The organism is Morganella sp. EGD-HP17 (genome assembly GCF_000512315.2).
Classification (GTDB): domain Bacteria; phylum Pseudomonadota; class Gammaproteobacteria; order Enterobacterales; family Enterobacteriaceae; genus Morganella; species Morganella morganii.
This window is the reverse complement of record NZ_AZRH01000001.1, coordinates 285,245-308,806: the sequence shown is the minus strand read 5'-3', so window position 1 is coordinate 308,806 and position 23,562 is coordinate 285,245. Positions and strand designations below refer to the sequence as shown.

Annotated in this window: 21 protein-coding genes; 1 reads left to right on the top strand and 20 read right to left on the bottom strand. The window is 47.7% G+C overall.

All coding sequences use genetic code 11. The features are described 5' to 3' along the window. Positions 1-12: 12 nt before the first annotated feature. From X965_RS01375 to X965_RS01310, 13 genes are all read right to left on the bottom strand, one after another. The gene (locus X965_RS01375) at positions 13-945 is read right to left on the bottom strand and encodes a pseudouridine-5'-phosphate glycosidase (protein WP_004237699.1); all 933 of its coding nucleotides are present in this window, start codon (positions 943-945) and stop codon (positions 13-15) included. Next, on the bottom strand, positions 942-2,033 hold the full coding sequence (locus tag X965_RS01370) for a PfkB family carbohydrate kinase (protein ID WP_004237698.1): 1,092 nt from the start codon (positions 2,031-2,033) through the stop codon (positions 942-944). Before X965_RS01370 ends, X965_RS01375 begins: the two co-directional genes overlap by 4 nt. A gap of 569 nt (positions 2,034-2,602) precedes the next feature. Beyond that, positions 2,603-3,247, bottom strand: a complete 645-nt coding sequence (zinT, locus tag X965_RS01365; protein ID WP_024474783.1) for a metal-binding protein ZinT — start codon at positions 3,245-3,247, stop codon at positions 2,603-2,605. A gap of 2 nt (positions 3,248-3,249) precedes the next feature. Then, on the bottom strand, positions 3,250-3,375 hold the full coding sequence (gene ykgO, locus X965_RS01360; protein WP_004237696.1) for a type B 50S ribosomal protein L36: 126 nt from the start codon (positions 3,373-3,375) through the stop codon (positions 3,250-3,252). Positions 3,376-3,392: 17 nt separating this feature from the next. After that, positions 3,393-3,641, bottom strand: a complete 249-nt coding sequence (locus X965_RS01355) for a type B 50S ribosomal protein L31 (protein WP_004237695.1) — start codon at positions 3,639-3,641, stop codon at positions 3,393-3,395. 201 nt (positions 3,642-3,842) lie between these two features. Continuing rightward, on the bottom strand, positions 3,843-5,735 hold the full coding sequence (gss, locus tag X965_RS01350; protein WP_036416718.1) for a bifunctional glutathionylspermidine amidase/synthase: 1,893 nt from the start codon (positions 5,733-5,735) through the stop codon (positions 3,843-3,845). A gap of 140 nt (positions 5,736-5,875) precedes the next feature. Further along, positions 5,876-7,237 (bottom strand): nucleobase:cation symporter-2 family protein, encoded by a 1,362-nt coding sequence (locus X965_RS01345; protein ID WP_004237693.1) that lies wholly within the window; start codon positions 7,235-7,237, stop codon positions 5,876-5,878. Between the two features lie 1,447 nt (positions 7,238-8,684). Further along, positions 8,685-9,701: an alcohol dehydrogenase AdhP gene (gene adhP, locus X965_RS01335; protein ID WP_004237690.1), complete on the bottom strand. Its 1,017-nt coding sequence runs from the start codon at positions 9,699-9,701 to the stop codon at positions 8,685-8,687. Positions 9,702-9,874: 173 nt separating this feature from the next. Then, entirely contained in the window at positions 9,875-10,768 is an 894-nt protein-coding gene (locus tag X965_RS01330) for a pirin family protein (RefSeq protein WP_004240988.1), read from the bottom strand. A gap of 316 nt (positions 10,769-11,084) precedes the next feature. Next, positions 11,085-13,199, bottom strand: coding sequence for a peptidase domain-containing ABC transporter (locus X965_RS01325; RefSeq protein WP_036416715.1), 2,115 nt, complete (start codon positions 13,197-13,199; stop codon positions 11,085-11,087). 34 nt (positions 13,200-13,233) lie between these two features. After that, positions 13,234-14,520 carry an HlyD family secretion protein gene (locus X965_RS01320; RefSeq protein ID WP_032098354.1) on the bottom strand — a complete coding sequence of 429 codons (1,287 nt, stop codon included), beginning with the start codon at positions 14,518-14,520 and terminating at the stop codon, positions 13,234-13,236. 609 nt (positions 14,521-15,129) lie between these two features. Continuing rightward, the gene (locus X965_RS01315) at positions 15,130-15,405 is read right to left on the bottom strand and encodes a hypothetical protein (protein WP_036416713.1); all 276 of its coding nucleotides are present in this window, start codon (positions 15,403-15,405) and stop codon (positions 15,130-15,132) included. Positions 15,406-15,889: 484 nt separating this feature from the next. Beyond that, positions 15,890-16,816 (bottom strand): SPFH domain-containing protein, encoded by a 927-nt coding sequence (locus tag X965_RS01310; RefSeq protein ID WP_225902835.1) that lies wholly within the window; start codon positions 16,814-16,816, stop codon positions 15,890-15,892. 221 nt (positions 16,817-17,037) lie between these two features. On the opposite strand from X965_RS01310, the gene X965_RS18835 reads away from it, so the two are divergent. Further along, entirely contained in the window at positions 17,038-17,217 is a 180-nt protein-coding gene (locus tag X965_RS18835) for a hypothetical protein (protein ID WP_004240997.1), read from the top strand. Between the two features lie 108 nt (positions 17,218-17,325). On the opposite strand, the gene X965_RS01305 is transcribed toward X965_RS18835, so the two are convergent. The 7 genes from X965_RS01305 to X965_RS18830 form a co-directional block, all read right to left on the bottom strand. Then, positions 17,326-18,309, bottom strand: coding sequence for an MDR family oxidoreductase (locus X965_RS01305; RefSeq protein WP_036416707.1), 984 nt, complete (start codon positions 18,307-18,309; stop codon positions 17,326-17,328). 117 nt (positions 18,310-18,426) lie between these two features. After that, complete coding sequence (locus X965_RS01300) at positions 18,427-19,125, bottom strand: TetR/AcrR family transcriptional regulator (protein WP_004237680.1); 699 nt, start codon at positions 19,123-19,125, stop codon at positions 18,427-18,429. A 131-nt stretch (positions 19,126-19,256) separates the two neighbouring features. Further along, the gene (gene arsC / locus X965_RS01295; protein WP_036416703.1) at positions 19,257-19,679 is read right to left on the bottom strand and encodes an arsenate reductase (glutaredoxin); all 423 of its coding nucleotides are present in this window, start codon (positions 19,677-19,679) and stop codon (positions 19,257-19,259) included. Between the two features lie 10 nt (positions 19,680-19,689). Beyond that, positions 19,690-20,979 (bottom strand): arsenic transporter, encoded by a 1,290-nt coding sequence (locus tag X965_RS01290; protein ID WP_032098356.1) that lies wholly within the window; start codon positions 20,977-20,979, stop codon positions 19,690-19,692. Between the two features lie 55 nt (positions 20,980-21,034). After that, positions 21,035-22,786, bottom strand: a complete 1,752-nt coding sequence (gene arsA, locus X965_RS01285; RefSeq protein WP_015422940.1) for an arsenical pump-driving ATPase — start codon at positions 22,784-22,786, stop codon at positions 21,035-21,037. A gap of 13 nt (positions 22,787-22,799) precedes the next feature. Then, entirely contained in the window at positions 22,800-23,165 is a 366-nt protein-coding gene (gene arsD / locus X965_RS01280) for an arsenite efflux transporter metallochaperone ArsD (RefSeq protein ID WP_024474765.1), read from the bottom strand. Between the two features lie 47 nt (positions 23,166-23,212). Then, on the bottom strand, positions 23,213-23,548 hold the full coding sequence (locus tag X965_RS18830) for a metalloregulator ArsR/SmtB family transcription factor (RefSeq protein WP_072144547.1): 336 nt from the start codon (positions 23,546-23,548) through the stop codon (positions 23,213-23,215). Between the last annotated feature and the right edge of the window lie 14 nt (positions 23,549-23,562).

Below are 23,562 nucleotides of genomic sequence, written 5' to 3'. Positions count from 1 at the left end.
CCGGTCAGCCGCTTACAGTTGCTGATAAGCGGAGGCGATACGGGCAGCCAGTTTCGCGTTGTTGAACACCAGTTCAATGTTGGAGTTAACACTGTTACCGCCGGTCAGCTCTGCCACACGGGCCAGCAGGAACGGCGTGCTTGCTTTGCCGTTAATGCCCTGCTCATCCGCTTCGCGCACAGCCTGTGCGATCGCGCTGTTGATGGTTTCTTCCGGCATGGCAAACTCATGCGGGATCGGGTTGGCAATTACCATGCCGCCGTTCAGCCCGGTCGCCCACTTGGCGTGCAGTGCTTTTGCCACGGTTTCCGGGGTTTCCATGCGGATAGTGACCGGGAATTCGCTTTCACGGCAGAAGAATGCCGGTAATTTATCCGTCTGATAGCCGACAACCGGTACGCCGTAGGTTTCCAGATATTCTGTGGTCAGCCCCAGATCCAGGATAGATTTGGCACCCGCACAGACAACCGCCACATTGGTTTGTGCCAGTTCCTGTAAATCTGCTGAGATATCAAAGGTGTGTTCCGCACCACGGTGCACACCGCCGATCCCGCCGGTGGCAAAAACAGCAATCCCGGCCATTTCCGCGATAATCATGGTGGAGGCAACGGTCGTCGCACCGTGGATGCCCTGAGCAATCACAAACGGCAGGTCGCGGCGGCTCACTTTCATCACCTTGTGGCCTTCTTTGCCGAGCATCTCAATCTCATCATGAGACAGACCCGCTTTCATGCGGCCGTTAATCACTGCAATCGTTGCCGGGATCGCACCGTTGTCACGGATACGCTGTTCAACTTCCAGTGCCATTTTCACGTTGTCCGGATACGGCATACCGTGAGAAATAATGGTGGATTCCAGTGCCACAACCGGCTTTTTCTCCGCGAGCGCCTGTGCAACCTCAGGGGAAATATCCAGATATTCTGCGTTCAGTTGTTGAGTTTTCATGCTTGTGATTCCATTAGTTTGTGAACACTGTCTTTTGACAGACCGGGATTATTTGTCAGCTCGCTGGCGAGCGTCAGGGCGGAGCAGCCCTGGGAAAAACGGATACTCTGTGACAGCGGCTCGCCTTCGAGCCAGCAGCGGGCAAGGCCTGCCATCATGGCGTCACCGGCACCGGTCACATTGACAATGTGGACACTGAACGGCTTCGACCAGCCGTTTTCACCGCCCGCCTCGCTGTAATAAACACCTTCGCCGCCCATACTCAGGGCAATGCGCTGTACCCCCTGCTCATGCAGGGCATTGGCGGCACGCACCACATCCTGTTTGTTTTCCACTTTGATACCGGTGAGAATTTCCGCCTCAAAGCGGTTCGGTTTCAGGGTGTGGATATGACTGAGCCACGGCTTGATTTTGTTTGCTTTGAACGCGGAAACGGTATCGACAAAGACCGGTACATTGCCCGCATTGGTAAACAGCCACTCCAGCGCGCCTTCTGACAGATTGCAGTCCGCCACCAGCACACCGGCGTGCCGGATCAGGTCGCGGGAGGTTGCCAGTAACGCCGGGGTCAGTTTTTCCAGGATGCGCATGTCATTGATCGCGGTGATCATTTCACCCTGCGGATCCAGCAGTGACAGGTAGGTGGAGGTGGTTTCCCCGTGCAGGCGGTGCAGATTACTGACATTCACACCGGCCAGTTTTGCCTGCTCATACAGGGTGTTACCGTAGAAATCATCACCGATAACGGAGATAAAATGAGACTCACAGCCCAGCAGGGCAATATTCTGGGCGATATTGCGCCCGACCCCGCCGGGTGAACATTTAATGTGACCGGGATTAGAATCTTCATACACCAGATTCAGGTCAGAATAACCACAAACATCCATATTGGCTGAACCGACAGTCACCACATAGCGGTGCTCGGAGAGGATGTATCCTTTACCCTTGATGTAGCCTTTATTCATCAGATTCATGATATGTCCGGCCACCGCAGAGCGGCTGATACCTAATACACCGGCCAGTTCCTGCTGCGGAATGAGCGGGTCACGCCGGAGGATCTGAAGGATTTGTTTTTCTCGACTGGTCATAAGCGGACACTTGTTGGTTATTAAACATGTGCTTGTTTTATTTTTTGTCCGCTACAAAGTAAAGCGCTGAAATAAAGATTTCGCCGGAATTTAAGGGATGATCGTAAAATGAGGAGAGTGCGTTTTCAGCAGAAAAACCGGAGGGAGATCATGTTTTTTATATCTTCAAAAATAAAATAAAAAACACAAAATAATAACCATCAAAAAAAGAGGATTTAATTAAAAATAATTTTCATATCTATCAATCTGTTATGTGCGGGTTGTTATATAAGCAAACATCTGTTTGTTTTCATGACCTTAGAATAACAACGCTGAAATGCGCTCTTTATCGTTACATAAATACTGTGACTGATATCAAATAAATAAGCCTGAAATAAAAACAAAAAAGACCTGATGTTTATTGCGGAAAATCTGTTTAATCTGGCTTGCTGAATCGCTTATTCTTATTTTATTTTTAACTGACACGATTAATCAAGTTTTATATTCATCTGTTAATGAAATAACAAAACAGCCCGGAAACAGAGATTGTTTCCGGGCTGCCGGTTTTATATTGCTGCGCAGCTTTGCTGTCAGTGATGCAGCATTTCGTGAACGATATCTTTTCCGCTCATTGTATAAGGATAATAGGTCGGCCAGTTGTCCAGCTGAGTCAGGAGTGCCTCCTGGGACTCATTGCCCATATACAGGTGGAAATGACCCGCTTTTTCCGGTGCAATGATATGGTCGCTGAACTGGATATATTTCGGCGCATGACTGTTTTTATCTTTGCACTCAAACAGATAACGTGCCCCTTTCTTGCCGGAGGTGTAATTCAGGATCCGGTAACCGGCATACTGATACTCACACTGATCCACCTTATCCCCGCGATGGAATTCGATGATATTATTTTCAATACCAATCATATCCACATCGGTTTTATATCCCTTTGTATAATAAGCGCGATACTCTTCTGCCGTTTTATCGCCGTTCTTCGCGGCTTTCGCCTGCATCACCGGGTCCAGCTCGCCGCTGGCCAGGTAAGGCTCAACAGACTGCCAGACGCCATCCCAGTCGCTCAGTTGCCGGTCTTTGACATCCTTATCAGCAAAAATCCCTTCTGCGGCCTTGCGCTGTGCTTCTGTCTGCGGTTTGTCGTGATGGTGTCCGTGTGCCACCGCCGCACCGCTGAATAATCCCGCCAGTAACAGTAACGGGAGAACTGATTTAGCTGTCATAATCACCCCTGTACGGCTTTAAAACGCGGGTTGGACTTACAAATCACATAGATACGACCGCGACGACGGACAATTTTACAGTCCGGATGACGCTGTTTCGCACTTTTCAGTGAACTTAATACCTGCATCGGTTTTTCCTCTTCTTTTAATGTACAAAACGCCCGAAGCGCTTGGCAAAACGGGCCACATTCCCTTCCTGAGAGTGTGTTTTCTGTTTGCCGGTATAGAACGGATGAGAATGAGATGAGACATCCAGGGTGACATAAGGATAAGTCTGCCCTTCAAACTCAATGGTTCTTTCCGTTCTGATAGTGGATCCGACTTTGAAATACACGTCTGCTGCGGTGTCGTGGAAGATGACTGTCCGGTAATCCGGATGAATATCGGGTTTCATGGTCGCCTCACTTTGTTATGTTATAATATAACAATAATGATTTTTATCGTGGTTGACCACTGTTTTTTAACCCTGATTTTTATACGGGAAAGGAGTGCGATCGCAGAAAGAAAGGAAATGTAAATCAGATCAAAAGGATATAAAAACGGGCAGCTACCGGTGAATACGGGGGCTGCCCGGGAGAAGCACAATGGTCAGAAATCAGCCCTCTGCCAGAAAGTCCTTATCCTCCAGAACCCGCAGCGGCTCAATATCACTCTCTTTTTTGATAACCAGAGACGGATCCGAACGCAGACAGACACCGCCGTAGTGGCCGCCGACAGTAAAGGCGCACATCTGGATATAGCGGCCTGCCACTTTCGGTAAACACCAGAGCTGCTGATAGACGTTTTCCTGCTCACCGAAACGGCCGCAGGTTTCATCCAGCACTTCGTCGCGGTGATCCACCAGCCCGATATTGCTGCCGCAGCGTCCGGCGATCGGTTTAACCGCATAACCGGTCCGGCGCAGTTCGTCGCTGAGTTCAAATTCTGTATCCAGCAGATAAGGATGATGCGGGAACAGCGACCACAGGATCGGCAGAATCGCTTTGTTGCCCGGGATCACCGTCCACAGTGGTTCAAATACACGGATTTCCGGGCGCAGCAGCACATCAATCAGCCGCACATCATCTCCATGACGCGGATGGCCGGTACGGATAGGCAGTGCGGAGTATGTCCGGTCGCTTTCACTTTCCTGACGCAGTTGTTCCAGTGCCGTTTCCCACGCCCAGGTTTTCCAGACACATTTAAGCACGCGCCCTTCACCGTCGATGACCTGTCCGCTTTCGTTCCAGCTCAGTTCATCCAGCCCGTGAATGACCCGGTATCCGTACCCTGCCGCCGTGATGGCCCGCGCCATATTGAGGGCGTGATAATCTTCCTCGCTGTCTTTATCCTGCATAATATGGATAAACGGCTTGGCCGAGGTGTGTTTCCAGATATCCGCCAGCATTTCTGACAGGCGTTCCCCCGGATCCCAGCCTTCGGTCAGCCCGCCCTGTTTCGCCCATTTATTAATAATCACCCCGGTTTCTGCATGACAGGAGGCAGAATCCGCATTGTATTCATACACTTTCAGACCGCGCTCATCCATGCAGAAATCCAGTCTGCCGGTCACCATATCGTGACGCCGGTTCTGCCAGGAGAGCCGCAGTCTCGGCCAGAGGATTTCCGGGATATTGAATAATTTAAGCAGATTGTCATCTTTCAGCACTTTCTCCGTGGCGTGCAGGTACATCAGATGGACTTCGTTGGTTGCCTGCATCAGTGCATTTTCGGCAGTCTCTGAAATGGTGAAATATTCATGCGGATCCGCATTCAGATTGTGGCCGTGATTGGCTTTGACATAGGCTTTTTCCATCGGATCCGATTCATCCAGCCATTTACCGGTGAAATCGGCTTTCTCATCCAGACGGGCAGCATGCAGTGTCATCAGCGCAGGATCCACCGCCGGCTCTGTCCAGGCATACTCATCATCAATTGTCTGGATCATCCAGCCGAGGATCTGTGTATCCGTGAAAGTATCTGACAGGGTGTAATAACCGTCTTTGACATGCATCGGCAGCTCGCGGGTCCACTGCTGACCGCGCGGCAGTTTATGGTGGATGACGTTCTGCTCCACAATCCGGACTTTATCCGCACACACCTGGGTTATCACCGCCACATGACCGGTGCGTTTAAATTCGCCCCCTTCCTGCCAGATAAGCAATGCCCCCGCTACCGGCGCCTGCTGGCAGCCGTTTTTAAACGCACGCAGCGGCAGAATACTGTCATCCACCACATGACGCAGAAAACGCAGGGAAAAAATCTCGTACGCCATACCGACATCGGTAAACACCACACCGTAATTGAGATACAGGAAGCGGCGGGCAAATTCCACACACTGCCATTTGTATCCCATATATTCATTTCCGATATAACTGCGGAAGGAAATATCATCCTCTTTCTCTGCTTCCGTGATGGTATCGTAGTCAGAGGAATAGATAGCCACACCGCCGGGCGCATAGCCCAGTAATGTGCCGAAAGGTTCATGCTCCGTGATGATTCCACTCATAGTACGGCCTTACTGATATGATTTAGATTGCCAATAATTGTGCTTACTGATAATCCAGTATACGCCCGTCCATAAAAAAACACCGATGCTTTTCTGCATCGGTGTCAATCACCACTCCGGGTTATGCTTAGTGAGTCAGATCACGTTGCCGGGCTTTCCTTTTTCGGATGATAACCGTTAAAAAACAGGTTCAGGATCACCGCGCTGACCGTTGCCAGCAGGATCCCGCTGTGCAGCAGCGGTTGTAGGAACATCGGCAGTTTGGCGAAGAAATTACCGGAGAGTGTCGGCGTCAGCCCGACACCCAGGCTTATCGCCACAATATAGAGATTGTAATTATTGCCGCTGTAATCAACACGGGACAGAATGCGGATCCCTGTCGCCAGTACCATGCCGAACATCACCAGCCCCGCTCCGCCGAGCACAAACTGCGGAATAGAGGCAATCACCACCGCCATTTTCGGCAGCAGACCAAAGATGATCAGGATAAACCCGGAGACCACACACACCCAGCGGCTGTGGACTTTTGTCACGCCCACCAGCCCGACGTTCTGGGAAAATGAAGTATGCGGGAAACTATTGAACAGACCGCCGATAACTGTCCCGATCCCGTCCACCCGCAGCCCGCGCACAATGTCATCTTTTCCGACCGGGCGGCCGACGATTTCCCCGAGTGCCAGGAACATCCCCATCGATTCAATAAAGACAATCAGCAGCACCACACTGAGGGTGATAATGGAGATCGGCTCAAACGTTGGTGTTCCCAGCGCCATCGGGGTAACCAGTTTGAACCAGGGCGCATCCGCATAGCCGTCGAAACTGACCTCATTGCACATCAGCGACAACACAAAACCAAAGATAATCCCCAGTAATACCGAGATATTACAGAGAAAACCCTTACAGAATTTGGTGATAAACAGGATAGACAGCAGAACCGCAAATGAGATACCGAGGTAGAGCGGATGACCATATTCCGGGTTACCTTTACCCCCGGCAGCCCAGTCGATCCCCACCTGCATGATACTCAGCCCGATAGAGGTGATCACAATACCGGTGACCATATTAGGGAAAAGCGGCATCAGTTTTCCCATCAGCGGGACTATCAGCGTTGTCAGCACCCCCGCCGCAATGGTGGCGCCGAAAATCCCCATCAGGCCGATATCCGGGTTGGCACCGATAGCCAGCATCGGCGTCACCGCCGCGAACGTCACAGACATAATCACCGGCAGACGGATACCGGCAAATTTCCCGATACCAATACACTGCAACAGTGTCACGATACCACAGCAAAACAGATCCGAACTGATAAGCAGTGTCACCACTTCCTTGCTCAGCCCCAGCCGGTCACCGATAACCAGCGGTACCGCTACTGCACCGGCATACATCACCAGTACGTGCTGTAATCCCAGCATCATCAGTTTTCCCGCAGGTAATATTTCTTCAACTTCGTCAATAACGGGCTTAACCGGTTCCTGTGCTTGATCCACACTATGATTGCTCATGAAACAGACTCCCTTACAACCGGGACTCCCCGGCTTCGATTCGAAGATCTCGGAAAATGACCCCTGGCGTCAGGGTGTCTCACTATGATGACGAACCCGGCCCGGGTATCTGTTCATCATTTAAACGATTGAGCAAAATTCAGACCAGCGCGATTTTTTATCAGCATAAATGCTGTGTTTCGTGACCGGATTCCGGTTTTTTGACGCATTTTGCCATTAAAAACGAGATACCCGCCGCATTTTTATTACCCCTGTGAAATGTAATTTTTCAGGACTCACGGCATGACAATCGATTGCCTTCTCAATTTAATAATCCCGGTTATCACATTGATAGCCGTGTATCACCGTATATTTCACCGGAACCGGCAGCCCGGGAGCCCGGCCCCCCTGCTCCTCATTGCGGACACGCGCCAGAAACTCACCGACAGCCGGTTCATCATAGTCTCCCGGCCACTGATACTGTTCATACCCGTTGTTATTAAACTGAAACCGGGGTTTCAGGAGAACTGATTCCCGCAGCGGAGAGTAATATCGTTATCCGAGAACACCAGAAAATAATATTTGATACCATACTCAGGTGTCTGATTATCCATTTATCCGCAACCTTTATGTACAGAACCACGCATTTATCATCACAGAGAAAACTGAAAGCACCGAGATAAAACGCGTCTTTCTTTTCTGATACCGGGACAACAAAGTACCATGGGATTTGCTTTGTAATCACTCTATTGTTAAGCGATTGATTGATATTTAATTGGCTTCACTGGCGGCTAATACGCTGAATTACTTGATTACCTTTAATTTTATTTCTTCCCGAACCATTTTCCAACCCTGAAAAAATTGTCTTTATTTTCATAATAAGCAGCCATTTATCAATATAAGAAAATCGCTCTGATAATTAACAGAAAAACCTCACAATTAAATAAGAAACTGAATACTCTTACTTATAAATATCTATTGTTTAAATATCCGCCGGACACTTAAAGTTTTTCAGTATTTTATTAACCGGCTTTTCTTTATAATTTAATCCGTTGATATTTATATTGAGCTTTTTCCATCCAGTGCAGCAGCGCCCATTCGCCCATATCTGAACCATTAAATATTGGTAATGATCATGCTATCGGAGCAGTAACTGAGCCAGGATGCTAAGCCTGCATAACCTGCCGGGATTCCGTTCGCGGTTTTACAAATCTCACAGACGGACGGGATGCTGTCTCATATATAGCTTCGGCACAGGCTTCCGTCACAATCGTCACTGATGAACATCCCGTTAAAAATTCAATCAGTTTGGTTCGCGTGAATTTTTTGTGCAACAACGCTTTGCATGATGGCCTCTCCTGAAAGAAAAACACCCTGTCAGCATACCGCTCACAGGGCGGGGGGGATTATCTCATTAACCGCCCGCAGGCGGGCGGCTAAAGGATATTGCAGCAAATAACCGGATCGATTATTTTTTGTTTTTAAAATCAATGACCATACGGCCGGTAAATTTGCCCTGCTCCATCTCTTCAAAGATGGCATTAATGTCTTCAAGCGGGCGCATCGCCACTTTTGGTACCACTTTGCCTTCGGCACCAAAACGGAATGCTTCTTTCAGATCTTCGCGGGTTCCCACCAGCGAACCGACAACCTCGATACCGTCCAGTACCAGACGCGGAATACTCAGATCCATGGTTTCCACCGGCAGACCGACCGCCACAACACGCCCTGCGGCACGGACACTGCCGACCGCCGAGTTAAATGCGGATTTGGCTACTGCGGTAACGACCGCTGCATGCGCGCCGCCGAGGTCTTTCTGAATGATTTCATCGACATTATCGGTTTTCGGATTCAGGATCAGATCGGCGCCCATCTCTTTTGCCAGTGCCAGTTGTTTATCATTGACATCAATAGCGATCACTTTGGCATTAAAGACGTTTTTGGCATATTGCAGCGCCAGGTTGCCTAATCCACCGAGACCGTAAATCGCCAGCCACTGACCCGGTTTGATGCCGGAAACTTTAATTGCTTTATAAGTGGTGACGCCGGCGCAGGTAATACTGCTCGCCGCGGCTGAATCCAGACCATCCGGCACTTTTACCGCATAATCCGCAGTCACAATGCACTCTTCCGCCATACCGCCGTCCACGGTATAACCGGCATTTTTAACTTCACGGCAGAAAGTTTCTTTGCCGCTGTTACAGTATTCACAATGGCCGCAGCCACGGAAAAACCATGCAACACTGGCACGATCGCCGACTTTCAGTGAGGTGACCCCTTCCGCGATTTCCGTCACCACACCAATACCTTCATGCCCGAGGATCACACCGGAGACATCACCAAAATCAGCATTTTTTACATGCAGGTCAGTGTGACACACGCCGCAGCATTCCATTTTCAGCAGGGCTTCTCCATATTTCAGAGGGCGTAATGTTTTCTCTTTGATTTCTACGGTCTTATTTTTTGCGACAACAGCTGCTTTCATAGTTCACCTCAGTTATGGAACAACAGAAAAGTTATGTTCAGTTCAGCAACATAACGACCATTAACTGGTTTATTCTAGCGTGAAATACGGGATAATACTGCACTCTGAATGCCAATCATTTCAACTATCATTAATAAGAATTATTGCATTCAGAGTGTATCAGCTATTGCCTGTTACAGGCGGGATGCGGGATACGATGGTGCGGGCAGCGGCTCGCGGGGGTCATTTTCAACAGTACCGAACCGGATATCGCCATTGTTCCAGTCACTGACAGCCTGCTGCAGTGTCTGTACGTCGTAGCCGACAAAATTCCACCACATCATTATCCGTTCCTGCACCGGTGTACCGCCCAGCAACAGCAACCGCGAGCCCTTCATCAGTGTCAGTGTGACAGAGGACAACCCTTCACCGACATACACCAGCTCATTGGCGGTATAAACTTCACCGCGGTATGTCAGCTGGCCCTCCAGCACAAAGAGGCCGTATTCAAAGTCCGGCCGGGTATCGAGTGTGGTTTGTGTTGCCTGCTGTGCCAGCAAATCCATGCCGATCAGCGGGGAAAAATGCAGAACCGGCGAACGGTGATCACCATATTCGCCGGTCAGTAATGTGAAACTCACCTGGTCATGATGCCAGACAGGTAAATCAGGATAGTGGTCAAAGCGCGGCGCGATGGTGCTGTCCGCCGGAGGTAAGGCAATCCAGAGCTGGGCGGCATGCAGACGGGCATTTCTGCCGGCGGAATCTTCGGTATGTGTGATACCGCGTCCGGCTGTCATCAGATTCACCTGTCCCGGGCGGATAATCTGCTCTGATCCGAGGCTGTCCCGGTGCAGCACCTCACCTTCCAGCATCCAGGTGAACGTCTGTAAGCCGATGTGCGGATGCGGCCCGACTTTCATGCCGTCATCCCCTTTGAAAACTGCCGGACCGGCATGATCCAGAAAACACCAGGCGCCTATCTGACGGCGCTCTTTTACCGGTAATGCACGGGATACCGGCACGCCGCCGACATCTTTAATCCGCGCGCTGATACGCTGGGGTAAGACCTCTTGTCTGTCTGTCATGGTGTCACCTGCCTTGTCAGTGAGAGAGTACCGTCAGCAAGCGGACGGCTGCCTTAAGGTATCAGTATACTGTTAAGCATTCACATGACAAATAAAGAGAAAGCCCCGCATATCACACTGTGATATGCGGGGCTGACTGACAGGATCAGCGCTCACGCAGGGCTTCGTTGGCCCGGTTCAGCGGTTTGACCAGATAAATACAACAGATTCCGGATATTCTGCATAAAATTCAGAAAATGCCACAAGAGTTGTAGTACTAACGGTAATATAAAATACATATCCGGAGATTATTATTTCCGGTTATATTTTCGTAGCTTTATTTATTGTTTTTCCCGCCAAGAGAAATAATGCGGTCCGCTGACTCAATCGTCGACTCGCGGTGCGCAATAATAATCCGCGTGATCGGCAGTTGGCGGATCGCCTGATTGACGTAAGATTCACTCTCTTTATCCAGTGCGCTGGTGGCCTCGTCCATAAACAGGATGCGGGGTTTTCGGTACAGGGCGCGGGCGATAAATATCCGTTGTTTCTGCCCGCCGGACAGTCCTTCGCCCAGCTCTCCTATCAGCGTTTCATAGCCCATCGGCATCGATATAATCACGTTGTGAATATAACTGGCCTGTGCACAGGCGATCATCAGCTGCTCGTCGGGATTTTCGGTGAACCCGCAGATATTTTCGCGGATCGAGCCGGAAAACAGTTTGTCGTCCTGCATCACACAGGCGATCATTTTGTGGTAGTTATTGACCCCGAGCTGGCGGATCTCAATGTTATCAATGAATACCTTGCCGTCTGACGGTTCAAACAGGCCGCACAGCACCTTCATCAGCGTGGTCTTTCCCGAGCCGGACGGCCCTGTTATCGCCACACTTTCACCGGGGGCGACCGACAGATTAATATCGCGGAAGATCGGTGCAGACTGGCTGTCGTAGCTGTACGCCAGGTTGCGGGTTTCCAGCCCGGCAGCCTGCATCTGCGGCTCGTACGGTACATCCGGCTTTTTATTTTCCTGCTCGTTGAGCGCGATATCGGAAATACGCTCGTTGTGCAGGCTCATGATGCGCAGCTGCAGCAGGAACTCAATGATGGAGGCAGCGCGGTCGGAAAACTGCTCGCGGTAGGCGCTGAACGCGACAAACATCCCGAGGGTCATGGCGTTGTCGATCACCAGACCCGCACCAATCCACAGAATGGCAATCTGGTCACAGGCCATGATAAAGGTATTCACCCCGCCGAACATCAGGTTCATTTTGGTCAGGCGGATGCCGGTGTTGATGGAATCGACTTTCAGATTCAGCCAGTGATTCCCCCGGCGATCGCTCATGCCCTGGGTTTTCACCGTGGTGATGCCGTAGAGGGACTCCATAAAATACGACCCGGCGCGTGCCTCTTTGATCAGCGATTCCTCTGACAGCTGGCGGTAATAACGGTAGGTCGCCAGCCGCAGCCCGATATATACGGCGGTAAACCCGAGCACAATCCAGGTGAGATGGCCGCCGTAGAGGATCATCATGATAAACACGCCGATCAGCATGATACCGTCCATGATCGCCCCGACCACGCTGGTGGTAAAGGTGGTACGCAGAATATCCAGCGAGCCGAAACGGGACTGAATATCCCCGAGTTTGCGCCGCTCAAAATAGCTGAGCGGCAGCCGCAGCAGATGGGTGAATAATCCGGACTGCCACTGGACGTTGATCAGCGTTTCCATAATCACACTGGCCCAGGCGCGGCACATACTGACCGCTGCTTTCAGCAGAATAAAGAACAGTAACCCGACACAAATCAGGGACAGTAACCCCTGATCTCCGGCAGGAATAGCGTGATCCATCACCAGCTGTGTACCGACCGGCATAATCAGGCCGATGGCCTCAATCACCACGGAGAACGCGAAGATTTTCAGCAGCGCTTTTTTCAGCCCATGAATATTGCCTATAAGCTTACGCAGGCTGAGTTTTTTCACCACCTCCTGCTTTGTGAAGGTGCTGCCGGGCCAGGCTTCCAGCGCCACGCCGGTAAAATTGCGTGACATCTCCTCAATACCGACCACCCGGCGGCCATACGCCGGGTCGTGCAGGATAAATTTGTTGCCGCTGATTTTCACCAGCACCAGAAAGTGATTGAAATCCCAGTGTAAAATACACGGCAGACGCAGATTGGGCAGGTCGTCCATATCCAGTGACAGCGCGCGGGTGGTCATGCCCAGTTCGGCGGCCATGCCGGTCAGTCCGGCCAGGGTCGCGCCCCGCGCGGAGAGATTGAACTGCTGGCGCAGGGAAATCAGATCGATACTTTTGCCGTAATGGGCGGAAATCATGGCCAGGCTGGCGAGGCCGCACTCAGAGGACTCGGTCTGGTGGATCACCGGAATGCGCTGACGCAGACTGAGATCGAGTTTTTCCAGCAGGTTTTTCAGGGATAAACGGCGCATACAGCCTCCCGGTCAGATAACAGCGTCCGTTCTGTCATGGTGTGTCTGCTCCTGTTGGCCCGGAGGCGCTCTGTTTCATGTCATAGAATGGCGATACCATCCACTGATAGATTTTGCGTTTTTCCAGAAACAGGGTGGTATTGGCTTTCATGCCGTTTTGCAGGCTGAGTTCGCGGCCGTCATAGGCGATCATCTGTTTTTCCGGACGTACAATCACTTTGTAATAGGGGATGGACTGCGGCATCTGACTGACTTTCGGCGCCCCGGCATAGGTCATCATTTCCTGTGCAGAGGCAGGGGTTTTGGAAATCACCTGAATGGTGGCGGCAAACTGGCCGAATTTTTCTGCCGGGAAAGCTTCATAACGGATATTCACCGCGTCACCGACATTCAGATAAGGCAGTGCGTCATTGGGCACCCAGAGCGCCAGCCAGTACTGACGGATATTTTCCGGCAGGATCTGCAGCAGGGTATCACCGGGATTGACCATCTGACCGACGGTCACGCCAAGGGAATCCACACGGCCGTCTGTCAGGGCACGAACGATAATCTCACCACCCGCGTCATTATTCACCTGCTCTTTCATCAGCTCAGACTGTTGTAATTCCAGCTGATAAATCCGGTTATCAAATTCTGCCGCCTGAGTCAGGATCTGGCTTTCCAGAGACGTAACCTGCAGAATATTCTGTTCATTCTGTCCGCTTAATCCCAGCAGACTGTTTTGCTGAGAATAATAAAGCGCAGCCTGATTCAGCCACTGATCTTTATTTATCAGCCCTCTTTCCCGGTAATGATGATAATTATCCATATTCTGTTTCATAATGCGGATCCCTTCCTGTGCCCGTTCAATAATCCCGGCAGATCGCAACTGTGCCTGTGCATAAAGGGACTTTTGTTTTTCGAGCGAGGCCAGAGTGGTCTGTTTGTTATCTCTGAGACGGGCGGTCATATCACGGATATGCTGTAACTGATTTTCAATTTCACGGCGCTGATTTTCACTGACCACACCGCTGGCTGTGGCTCTGCTGGTATCAATACGGTAAACCGGATCCCCTTTGCGGATAATCTGCCCTTCATTCACATATTGCCCGGTAATAAATCCCTGCACACCTGCATATACAGTAACAGCCCGGGGATTGGTGGTGATTTCTCCGGTCACACTGACCCGCCGCGTATAGCTGCCGGACAAGATCAAGGTCAGAAAAACCATTAAAAACAGAAAACTGCATACTATAATCAGCCACAGCGGAATACCGGGTAATAATAAGGCCTTACCCCGCCATTTCATTTTTCGGTTATCGAGTGCGGCTTTGCGGAACACAATAAACCCTGCCTGCGGTTATCCGGTGAATAAAAGGCCGTCAGTATCAGGGAAAAGATAAAAAAACGGGAATTCATAAAATAATGAATTCCCTCAAAATATGATATTGACTGCGGAACAGTCAATAATGCGGGTTATAGTATTAATTAACCGGCACCAGAAACTGCTTCAATTTCCAGAATACTTAACTCTTTCATATTTAGATTTCCCTTTCATTATTTATGACTTCGTCTGAACATAGTCATCACGGTACTTATTTTAGATGAATTGACTGCTGATAATGAACAGAGGGAAGGATGTAATAAAAATCAATCGTTGTTACAGCGGAAAATGATATGGTTAATGTACTGACAGAAAATAATTATTATTTATCAGCTCAACAGGAAAAACTGTAATTTCACATCACTTTTCAAGTATATATTTTCTTAAGAAATTATACTATATTATCGTAAAATATTCAGGTTTTGTTATGAATCAAAATAACATTCCTGCTCTGTCGTCAGCCGGGAAAAACACCGGCGATTCCGATGATAACTATTTATATATCAAGGATCCTCTGTGGTATATTCCGCAGAGGATCACCATTTATACTATTACTTTATCAGCGTATTATTTACAAATACCACCGAGATCTACAATGCCGCCTAATTTATCTTCAATAAAACCGCCGACAGCCGAACCCACTTTCCCGCCGACTTCCCTGCCCAGCCCCGGGTATGCGTCTTTGAGGCTGACTTTACCGAACACCGGCAGGTCTGCCGTCAGATAAGGCCTGAGCAGTTCAAAACCCCAGTCACCGAGTTTTTTTCCGAGGTCGGTGATAGTGTCCTGAACACATCCGGCACCGGAAACCAGTTCAATTTCAGCATGACTTAATTCTTTCATTATCAATCCTTTTAATAATCAGTTATTTTATCTGAATAATAAAATGATCTTTAAAATAACAAATAAAATTATTATTTTAGAATTATCTATTATTCATCCGATATCCTACTGATTATTTTAATGAAGAGATAAACCAATATTTATTACTCCGATATCTGAAATCCGCCACCAGTGCAGCCATGCATTCCGCCTGTAACGCATAAGAAAGCATGATTGATTTCACTTTCCGCACAGGTTGCCGGAGTTTCAGATGAAAATAATGCCAGCAGAGTACTGATATCATAATGCTGCGGGTGTTGCTCTGACATCAGAGTGCTTTGCCGGAGACTGAAATCGTATCGCTGTTACCGTTCCTTTCTGACCATCGCCCGGCAGGTTTTTATCTGATATAAAGATAAACCAATACCTTATTTAAGCATCAAAAATTCCATATAAATAAAAAAACCCGTCATATGACGGGTTTTCGGTAACGGGCAGTTATTTTTTATTGTTGTGAGCGCATATCCATGATCATTTTTCCGTCATAGTCTGCACCAACAACAATATTAGGCACTTCACCTTTGTATTTCTCTGCTTTAATTTGTTCTATTTCAAGCTGCTTCCAGTTAATCATTTCGCGGGTGATTGTCTGCTGTAACACGGCGTTCGCTTCTGATTCTTTCTGAGCGGCATATAAACGTGCATCGGCTTCCTGACGCATTGCATAAGAGCTGGCCTGGGCATTACGCTCACGGGCAAGTGCCTGCTGTTCTGCGGACTCACGCTCTGCCTGTGCGATAACCACTTTTTTCTGAGCCAGTTCACGCTCTTTCTCTGCTTCCGCTTTTGCCTGGTTTATCTGCTCCTGACGCATCTTGGTATTCACAACCTGCTCCTGAACCACTTCCGGCAGCGTAATATCCTGGATCATAATCTCTTTGATCGTATAGCCGTAAGGTGAAGCATAACCCTGAATGGCATCACGGATAGATTCCTGTAATTTCCGCTGGGTATCTGCGGTATACAGATCCTGTGCGTTGGCAACATCTTTCCCGAATTCCAGAATCGTGGAAATCAGTTTCTGGCGGACATATTTATCCAGTGCTTCACTTTCTGTACCGCCGTTAATACGGAGAATGGGGGCTTTAGCGCCATCGAACTGGAGCATTACCGTAATATCCACGATGGATTTCAGTTTGTCCTGTGAGGGTACACGTAACTCTTTCAGTGATACGCGGATATCTTTTGTTGAATAAGTATCAAATGTCATAAACGGGTTAATCGGAAAATGCAGCCCGGCATCATAAGCGACCGGGTTGACCTTACCTAAAAAGGTTCCGACTTTTACCGAACCATCCTGCACAATAGTATACGAATTAAAAGTAACCACTCCCGCGACGAGGAGAATAACGGCAACAATAATCAATTTCATAACTGACTTCAGTTTGACCGGATTTACTGCCTGCATCATTTGCATGTCTCATCCCTATAAGATAATTCTTAGTTAATGTCGTTTTTATAAATACTGCTTTATGTATTAGTCATATCTTTTTACATCGCTATTATTCATAAAATACAGAAATGAGCAAATGCAGCCCGTCAGACGAATAATGATAATAATCTGTGATACCGGATGCCCCGGATACGGCCGTGATGATTATGCCTTCAGAAGGGGAAATACATGTCATTAATACTGCTTCCGGTATAAAAACAGGGAAATATAACGTTAACAGCACGTTTATTGATGGAAGAGGACAATCCGGGACAATATTCCGGGAACAGCAGTTATGGTATATTCATGGCAGCGATAATACATCTATCGCTGATAAGTGATTATGAGTAGTATGTAAGAGCACTTAATAGTGCTGACTTTGTAAACCGGACACCCGGCGGAAGGGTTCTGCCGGATGTTCTTTTACGGATACTGCGGGTCAGACAATATTAATTATTCACATCAACAACGACACGGCCGCGGATTTCACCGTTCAGTAAGCTGTGTGCCGCCGGAATCGCTTCATTTAACGGGATCACACGGCTGATGGTTTCCATCTGTGCCGGATCAGTCAGTTCTGCCAGCTGTTTCCATGCCGCCACACGATCTGCCTGCGGGCGCATCACACTGTCGATACCGATCAGGCTCACGCCTCTGAGGATAAACGGTGCAACAGTCCCGTTAAAATCCATGCCCTGTGCCAGGCCGCAGGCCGCCACAACGCCACCATACTGAGTACCGGCACAGACACCGGCCAGCGTGTGGCTGCCCACACTGTCAATCGCTGCCGCCCAGCGCTCTTTGGTCAGCGGTTTGCCCGGTACGGATAACTCGTTGCGATCCATGATTTCAGATGCGCCCAGGGTATCGATCAGATACGCGGTATCAGCCGTACGGCCGGTGGAAGCAATAACCTCAAAACCTAATTTTGACAGCAGAGAAACAGCGAAGCTGCCCACGCCGCCGCTGGCACCGGTCACCAGTACTTTACCGGATTCTTTGGTGATCCCCTGTTTCAGCAGTGCCTGAACCGCCAGCATTGCCGTGTAACCGGCGGTACCAATCATCATAGCCTGCTTTGTGCTCATCCCGGCCGGTAACGGTGTCAGCCAGCTGTCTTTCACTTTTGCCACCTGAGACAGTCCGCCCCAGTATTTTTCGCCGACACTCCAGCCGTTGAGCAGTACTTTGTCGCCAACTTTATAGTGTTCAGAGCTGCTTTCGGTCACGGTACCGGCAAAATCAATCCCCGGAACCATCGGAAAACTGCGCACAACCGGGCTTTTGCCGGTAATCGCCAGGCCATCTTTATAGTTCAGCGTGGAGTAGTCAATCTGCACAGTCACATTGTGATCCGGCAGTTGTGATTCATCGAGCTGAGCCAGCTTTGCGGTATAACCGTCAGTATTTTCAATCAGAATGCAGTTAAACATGGTGTTATCCTTTTATGAATATAGACCAGTTGTCTGGTTAATTGTAAAAAAATTTATTAAATACTCACCGACGTGTTAACAACGGCGATATTTAATAAATTATTCTGCAACAATCTCTCAGGCTTTCTCAGCCAGTATCTGCGTCATAAAAACAGTGATAAACAGATCCAGCGGTTCACTGTTGCGGGTCAGTTTGGCACGCATTACCGCCCCTTCCCAGCCCGTCCAGAAAAAAGCCGCCATTTGCCTGCAATCTGTTTTAGCGGAAATAAGCTGCTGTTTCTGTGCTTCAAGAAGGCAGATTTCCACTTTCTTCTGCCAGCCGGTAATAATCTCATCGAGTATTTCACAATACCCCGCCGGCAGGCTGGTCACTTCCTGACCGAGATTCCCCACCAGACACCCGCGCTGCCAGTGGTATTTTTCCATCCCGGCTTTGGCGGTCAGATAAAATGCCCGTAACCTTTCCGGTGGCGGCAGCGTGATATCAGACAAACATTTATCCAGCAGACGGGAAAAATAGCTGTCGTAATTACGCATGATTTCCAGACCAAACTGCTCTTTACTGTCAAAGTAATAATAAAAAGAGCCCTTCGGTACACCGACCTTTTTCAGGATCCCGTTGATATCCGATGTCATATACCCTTTTTCGGTAAACATCTCCATGCCGCTGCGGATCAGCATTTTTTTTACATCCGCACCCGCATCATGATTTTTCGGCGGCCGTCCCCGTTTCGGTTTTGTGATTACTGATGTCATTGCGTCTTTACCTCTGTCATGCGGAATAATATAGACCAGTTGTCTGGTAAATACCATGCTTTTTTATCCGGGGAATTTCCGGCACCGGTTTATTCGCAGATAAAGGTAAAATCGACTTTGCCGTCAGCACTGCCTTCTGTGACAAAATCATTGCTGTAACGGATATAGCGGGCAAAGAAAGGGAAAATTTACATTTTTACATCGTGACTACCAATCACTATCTGACCATCTTCCTTGATAAATTCACTTTGTTGCTGATTAGGCAATATATCTAACACTACCTCTGAAGGCCTACACAACTTTACGCCCAGCGGAGTGACGACAATCGGCCTATTAATCAGTATCGGGTAGTGCAACATAAAATCGATCAATTGCTCATCGGAATAAAGGTTATTTTCTAAATTTAATTGCTTATACGGCTCAACATTTTTTCGTAATAGCTCCCTCGCTGTAATTTTCATATCTGCAATAAGTTGCACTAACACATCCTTAGCCGGAGGTGTTTCCAGGTAATAAATAATCGTTGGCTCAACGCCACTATTGCTGATCATTGCAAGGGTGTTACGCGAAGTGCCACAATTGGGGTTATGATAGATAGTGATCTCATTCATGAAGTTACCTTTAATTTAACAGTGAAAGTCGAAGTACTAAAGCAACGAGTGTGACAATGAGCACAGGGATAGTCATGATAATCCCGGTTTTGAAATAATATCCCCATGTAATGGTCATGTTTTTTTGCGATAAAACATGCAGCCACAGCAATGTAGCCAAACTACCTATTGGTGTGATTTTCGGACCCAAATCGGCACCAATCACGTTAGCATAAACCATTGCTTGCTGAATTAACCCTGATGCTTCACTTCCTTCAATGGACAGGGCACCAATTAATACCGTTGGCATGTTATTCATTATTGAGGATAAAAATGCAGTTATAAATCCCGTACCAATTGTTGCAACCCATAACCCTTTGTCTGCAAGGTAATTGAGCGTTTCAGAAAGATAATCGGTTAACCCTGCATTTCTTAAACCATAAACAACCAAGTACATACCTAAAGAGAAAATGACGATTTGCCACGGTGCTCCGCGTAATACTTTTTTGGTATTAATCGTATGGCCTCTGGCTGCAATCATCCAAAGAATTAAAGCGCCAATAGCCGCAATTGCACTGATTGGAATACCTAATGGTTCTAAGACAAAGAAACCAATAAGCAGCAGTACCAATACCAGCCAACCTGTTTTAAACGTTGTCATATCCTTAATGGCTAAAGTCGGTTCACTCAGTTTGGTAACATCATATTGTTTAGGAATATCTTTGCGGAAAAACCAATGCAGCATCGCTAATGTTGCAATAATTGCTGCAATATCCACTGGCACCATAATCGATGCATATTCAGTAAATCCAATATTAAAGAAGTCTGCAGAAACGATATTCACGAGGTTCGAAACGATCAGCGGCAAGCTCGCCGTATCTGCAATAAACCCGGCAGCCATGACAAATGCTAATGTCGTGCCTTTGTTGAAACCAAGTGCCAATAACATCGCAATCACAATGGGCGTTAATATCAATGCTGCGCCATCATTGGCAAATAAGGCTGCAACCGTTGCTCCAAGTAACACAATATAACTGAATAACAGTTTTCCTTTACCCCCGCCCCACTTGGCAACATGTAATGCAGCCCATTCAAAGAAACCACTTTCATCTAAAAGTAGACTAATGATAATTACGGCAACAAATGTCGCCGTGGCATTCCAAACAATGTTCCAGACAATCGGGATGTCCTGGAAACTGATCACACCAAAGATCAGTGCCAATACAGCCCCTGCTGTAGCACTCCAGCCAATACCCAGTCCTTTGGGTTGCCAAATAACAAAGGTGATCGTTAAAATAAAAATGAATGCGGCAATAAACATAACAACCTCATTTAAAAGGTACTTTTCCGCACCTTTTATTTTTAGAAAATAAAACTTATTCTGCGAGCTGACTTAATGCAGATATCCCCACAGGCTCTGTTTCAAGCAAAGGAACAATAGCAACACGTTTTGCCAATGTTGATGTCACCTTTTCAATCTGAGCGACTTCCTGTTCTGCTCTTGAAAGTAACAATGGTGATATTGTTTCCGTGATAGACAGACTGTTATTGATCACCCACGCCCACGGATGTATATCTGCCCGAATTAAATCATTTTGTAAGTTCTCCGCCTCAAGCACAGGCGTAGTTTCAGCGAGTGTCGTAATAATAACTTTAGTACGTTCAGGATCTTGTAATTGCATCATCGGCGTTAAATAGTGGCCTTTTTCGCCCATTTTTTTAACAATTTCTTTATGGTATGCCCCTGTTGCATCCAGAAGTAATAATGTATGCCCGGTCGGTGCAGTATCCATGACGACAAAACGTTTACCCGCGTCTCTAATGATGCGAGAGAAAGCCTGAAATACCGCGATTTCTTCTGTGCATGGAGAGCGTAAATCTTCCTCAAGTAATGCACGCCCCTCTTCATCTAAATCTTTCCCTTTGGTTTCTAAGACATAATTACGATAACGCTCAGTTTCAGCGACAGGGTCAATTCGGCTAACCTGAAGATTGGGTAAAACACCATCGAGGGTTGATTCAATATGCGCGGCCGGATCAGATGTGGTCAGATGTACATCAAGCCCTTTTTCTGCCAATTTAACTGCGATTGATGCCGCAATCGTTGTTTTCCCTACACCACCTTTGCCCATTAACATAATCAGCCCATGCTGTTGCTGAGATATTTCACCAACCAGTTCTGACAAGGTAGGTAAAGAAATAGGTTGTTTTGTAGGGGTAATAGTTGGAATTTGTGGCATGTCATCAGATAACAACTGCTTCAGTGCATCGACACCCACCATATTGATATTTTGTAAATAAAGAATATCGACAGGTAACGAGCGTAGTGCTTCCGGCATAGACTCTGATGCCGCTTGTTCACGAGAGTAGAGCGCATGGGATAACTTATCATTTTCAGTCACCGCCGTTTCAGGGAAAACACCATTGACAACCAATTGCTGATTTTTGATACCCAGAGATGACAACTCGCTATAGGTTCTCGCGACTTCCCTCAATGCGGCAGACTGAGGTCGTGCAACCAAGACCAGCCTTGTCAGTGATTTATCACTCAACGCTTCCACCGCCATGCTGTACTGCTCACGTTGTTTATCAAGACCAGACATTGGCCCTAAACATGACGCGCCATCAGGATTGTTACTAATAAAATCACTCCATGCACTCGGGAGTTGTAATAAACGGATGGTATGCCCCGTTGGTGCGGTATCAAAAATGATATGGTCAAATTGCTCTGTAATTTCGGTATTGGTTAACAACCCGGTAAATTCATCGAAAGCTGCAATCTCTGTGGTACAGGCACCTGATAGCTGTTCCGTAATACTTTGAATTACCGCTTCAGGTAAACTTTCTTTGATTGGATTAATAATTTTGTTTCGATATTCTTCGGCTGCGGCTTGAGGATCTATTTCAATAGCAAATAGATTTGGAACCAATGTTATTGGCTTAATATTGTTGCCTATCGATTGAGAGAATACTTGCCCAACGTTAGAAGCTGGATCGGTGCTCACCAGTAAAACTTTTTTCCCTTTTTCAGCCAACTTAATTGCTGTCGCACAGGAAACAGAGGTTTTACCCACACCACCTTTTCCAGTAAAAAATAAATAATTAGGTGTGTTATCTAAAAATTTCATTTTATTGCTCCTGTTAACAACACGTTTTACCATTACCACAACACGATTTAACAATTTCAGCTTTTTCAATATTCGGTCGAATACCAAACCATCTGGCTAGCTCATGTCGTTTTGGGTATCGACCAGTCAGCACAATCTCACCGTCAAGAATCAATAGCGGAAGTGACCCGGCACCTGCGGTTTCCAAAAATGTTTTTGCTTTTGTGTTGTTAACGAACTCCATAGGCTCTTGCGCTAAATTAAAACGCCTTATACTTGCTCCTTGTTTTTTTAACCAATCCACATCTGTTGCGAAGTCTACCAATGCTTGATCGACTTCGGTTCCGCAAACACCGGTGCTACAGCATAATGCGGGATCAAATACTTCTAGTTTTTTCATCGCTCAACCTTACATATGTTTTTCCAAATATGTTAGCTTAAAAATTTTTATACAGAACAGCTACCCGCAGGTTCTTTTGTCTCCAGACTCTTAAGCAAATCTGCAACTCTATTTTTCTCTGTGGCGTAAGTGACATCAATGATACTTTTCACCCACGGTAGTAATGCAGGAGATAAACGATAATGAACCCATTTGCCATGTTTTGAATCGAGCAAAAGACCTGATTCTCTTAGCATTGCCAGATGCCGGGATGTCTTTGGTTGCGATAAATTCAAGACCGTATAGATATCACAGACACATAACTCCCCGGATGCTTTTAGCAATAGCACGATATCCAGTCTGGTTTGGTCACCTAAAATTTTAAACAGTTGTAATGGTTCCATGTGTACCTCTTTAA